The sequence below is a fragment of the Aquitalea sp. ASV15 genome (assembly GCF_016429115.1).
Taxonomy (GTDB): domain Bacteria; phylum Pseudomonadota; class Gammaproteobacteria; order Burkholderiales; family Chromobacteriaceae; genus Aquitalea; species Aquitalea magnusonii.
The window spans coordinates 1-314 of sequence record NZ_JAELTZ010000192.1 but is presented as its reverse complement, the minus strand read 5'-3'; the positions used below and the strand labels follow the sequence as shown (position 1 = coordinate 314).

At 71.0% G+C, this 314-nt stretch carries 1 protein-coding gene; it reads left to right on the top strand.

Features of this window, described 5'->3' with window-relative positions:
- Positions 1-201: hypothetical protein (locus tag JHD64_RS22125; RefSeq protein ID WP_233170658.1), on the top strand; the 201-nt coding region annotated here is incomplete at its 5' end.
- Between the last annotated feature and the right edge of the window lie 113 nt (positions 202-314).

Genomic DNA, 314 nt, shown 5'->3' with positions numbered 1-314 from the left:
CGCGGGCTGAGCCTGCGCAGTCATCTGTGTGCTGCCGTGGTGTACAGCGATTGGGTCTTGCTCAGCCGCATCCTGCGTAATTTTCTCAGCAATGCCTTGCGCTACAGCGAGCATGGTCGCTTATTGCCTGTCTCTTATACACATCTGACGCTGCCGACGAACGAACAACAGTGTAGATCTCGGTGGGCGCCGGGTCATTAAAAAGGGGGGGGGGGGGGGGGGGGGGGGGGGGGGGGGGGGGGGGGGGGGGGGGGGGGGGGGGGGGGGGGGGGGGGGGGGGGGGGGGGGGGGGGGGGGGGGGGGGGGGGGGGGGG